The 3,086-nt window shown below is 38.9% G+C and carries 2 protein-coding genes; both read right to left on the bottom strand.

What is annotated here, in order from left to right; genetic code table 11:
• Nucleotides 1-74 precede the first annotated feature (74 nt).
• A complete protein-coding gene (locus H6H03_RS39570; protein ID WP_190960421.1) occupies nucleotides 75-1,298 on the bottom strand; it encodes an NAD(P)-binding protein in 1,224 nt (407 codons plus the stop codon).
• Between the two features lie 32 nt (nucleotides 1,299-1,330).
• The gene (locus H6H03_RS39565; RefSeq protein ID WP_190960420.1) at nucleotides 1,331-2,344 is read right to left on the bottom strand and encodes a squalene/phytoene synthase family protein; all 1,014 of its coding nucleotides are present in this window, start codon (nucleotides 2,342-2,344) and stop codon (nucleotides 1,331-1,333) included.
• Nucleotides 2,345-3,086: the final 742 nt, after the last annotated feature.

Here is a 3,086-nt window from a genome sequence, read left to right as displayed (position 1 = left end):
CATGAGGATACGATTCAATTCTTGCCAAAGGACTTGTCATATTCTTTCCACATAATTTCTACTCCAGCTTTTTATTATCTCATGCTATTTATATTAAGGATAAGTCTAATAGAAACAATTTTCTGAGTATCTTGAGATAGCCCTAAATTTTTGATTCGGTGGAAAAATTTAAACTCTACACCCCGTTGCTTGAGTACTTCGTAAAACGGTACAAAGATGGTATCGCCCATACCCGCTTGCATTTTCCAAAACAAGGCTCCTTTGTAACTCAAGGTCATTCGCAAGAAACAACGCAGTGCTACTCCTGCGGCCAAGTTTGGTTGGTTGAGGGCACCGTTTTCGTAACCAAAAACTAAATCATATAAACTACGTACTATTACAGAATTTATAGTACTTTCTGCCGCTCCATGTTTTCGTAGCCACTCTTGAAAATCGTAATCGTCAATAGAACTGAATCCCTTAACAATTAGATTATCCAAAATGATGCCACGAATGAGAGTGTATGTCCAATCTACACGTATCCAGAACCGACGGAATTTGTGGTGTGTACCTATAATATTTTCAACATTATTCCACAGCCAAGTTCTAAATTCTCCCAAAAGCCAAAGGAGAGCCTGATATTCCTGCTCTTGATGCAGTGCAGGGTTTTCAGGTAATGCTTGAAACAATTGACGGGCAATATAAACAAAAGCAGCTTCGCGGGGTAAATCTGGGATATTTAAATCGATGTTATTCTCAGCAAGTAAAGACACCAACCAGTCAGGAATTCCTGATAAAGTAAATTCTTCCTCCGCGAACAGCTTACTTGGTAAGTGAAATTCACTCTTAAATTGCTCGATTATAAATTCGATGAGGATGCCAACATAGCCACAAACTGTAGGAAATTCTAGTGTTTCACCCGGTAATAAATGATTGACTGGAAAATCATACGGCCAAGGCATCCACTGACCGTTAATATATTCTGTAGAAGCAATGAAACTGTGCGGTTTAAAAGCATCTTGCCAAGTTGCTAGAGGGCTATCAGCAGGTCGTCCTAATTCCTCGTAGCACTGACGCAAAACACTGAAGGTGTTTTCATACCATCCCATCAAAATATGCAGCCCATGTTCTTCAATCCGAGCTTGAGCATTTAAATTGCGCCCACTCGCGCCTTTACCTCCTAAACGCCAGCCCATTTGATAAACAGTAATTTCATATTTTTCTTTCCAATCGGGTTGGTTAGTTAGTTCAAATGCTGTTGTTAGGGAAGCCATTCCGCCTCCCAAAATTACAATTTTTTTTCTTGGCTGTTCAGACATTCTCTTAAAATTCCGGTTGAACAATTATGTATTTATATTGTTAGCAAAATACTTTGTATAGCTTTTTGTAAATCTTGGCTGTATTCCAGTAATGCCTGGTTATCATATACCATTAACTTGGCATCTGTCATACACTGAGAAAAGCAATTACGAGAAATTTTCAGTTTGTGTTCTGGTGTGAAAAGTTTTTCATGAGAGTTTGCAGCCAAAAGTAAGGTCTGATAGGCTGGTAGTAAACACATCAAACTAGCTAGGCGATACCCTACTGCTTTATAGGGAATATTGAGGACGTAAGCAACAGATTCATTCAGTTCAGTTTCCACATCCATTAGGATTTTTTGTTTCCAAACTGCGGATGCTCCTTTTAAAGCCAAAGGTAAACCTTGAATTTCTGCTTGTATCCATGAGTCAGGTAAATAACACCAACCGCGTTCTAAATCTTCGACAAAATCTTTGATAATATTTGTTTTTTGAAGAGCGCGACCGCAGTTTTCACAACCGATTAAAAGTTTTTCAGCAGCATGAGGACTAAATTTGTAATGGTCGATAGCTAGCTCAGTTCCCATGTGGCCGACTGTACCAGCAACAAAATAGCAATATTGATTGTAATCTTTGACTGTGGCTAGGACAGAAATACCATTGCGCTTTACTAGCATAGGAGATTGTTGAGGAGCTAGCACTTGCTTTAGCCCATCACACATAGTAGTAGTCCATCTATTAATAATTGCTCTAGCTGTGTCTGGTATGAGAGAATAGATTTCCCACAACATCACCCCATTTTGTGGTTGCAATAGTTGTTTTTGTTCGTGGTCAATACCTATCCAATCCTCAGATGACCAGCTAGTTAAAATATCTTTGGCTAATGCCGGTTTATCTAATAGTTGTTTTAATTCAAAAAAACGCTCTTGCTGCCAATCAAACGATTGTTGAGAATCTTCAATATTATCTACGATGCGACAAATTAGATAGGCTGTGGACATGAAACTATCTAAAGGTTCTTCAAAACAAGGTGTTACCAGCGCAAAAGAGCGCGACACCTTATTCATAAACTCTTGTAAATATTGCTTATGTTGATATGAAATATAAAAGGCTAACATTCAGAAAATAGGGTGTAGGTAATGGGAAATATCTATCAAGTCAGCAATGTTTAATTTGTCTAAGCATAGTTATTACAATTTAAACATTGAGGTCTGAATCTAATCTGTAGAAACGCTTGGGATTGTTAATTAATTCTTATTCGTAGGTAGCAGCGGTTTATACTTAGGCAATAATCGGCGATAACATTTGATGAATGTGCTTTTGTTGTTGTAGCTGTATTGTTTCGTTTTCTATCAGTATTTTCTCTTACAGTAATTCCATACTTGGCTAATGTTAACCTCAGTTCGATATTCTTATAGATTAGGAAATAATCGGGGAGAACTAGGGGAGGAAAGTCTAATTTGTCTAGCGAAGCAGGCAAGCGTGCCGATCTGCTAAGGTAATCAATGATAGTTCCCACAAAACGAATCAGAGTAGCTTTGAAACTACTGCCCTGCAAATATTTTCCAAATGCTTCCTTCGCAGCATTCCTGTCCAGCCCAACCAACTGACGTATGAACAGCTTGAGGCTGAGGTTCTTTCCGTAGACCTCCTCAAATCGCTCTCGGCTTTCAACAGCTTCGGCATTGAACAGCAGTTCTTCCCTAGTGTGGCAAAACTTACTAGAGAAGACGACTCTCTAGATTAGCTAAGTAAGCCTTGGGGTCTCGGCGAAATCGATACTGTTCAATTCTGGCCTTGTGGTGTTTT

The sequence above is a fragment of the Nostoc paludosum FACHB-159 genome (genome assembly GCF_014698835.1).
In the GTDB taxonomy this organism is placed as follows: domain Bacteria; phylum Cyanobacteriota; class Cyanobacteriia; order Cyanobacteriales; family Nostocaceae; genus Nostoc; species Nostoc paludosum.
The sequence above is the reverse complement of the archived record's forward strand: the minus strand, read 5'-3'. Positions and strand labels throughout refer to the sequence as shown.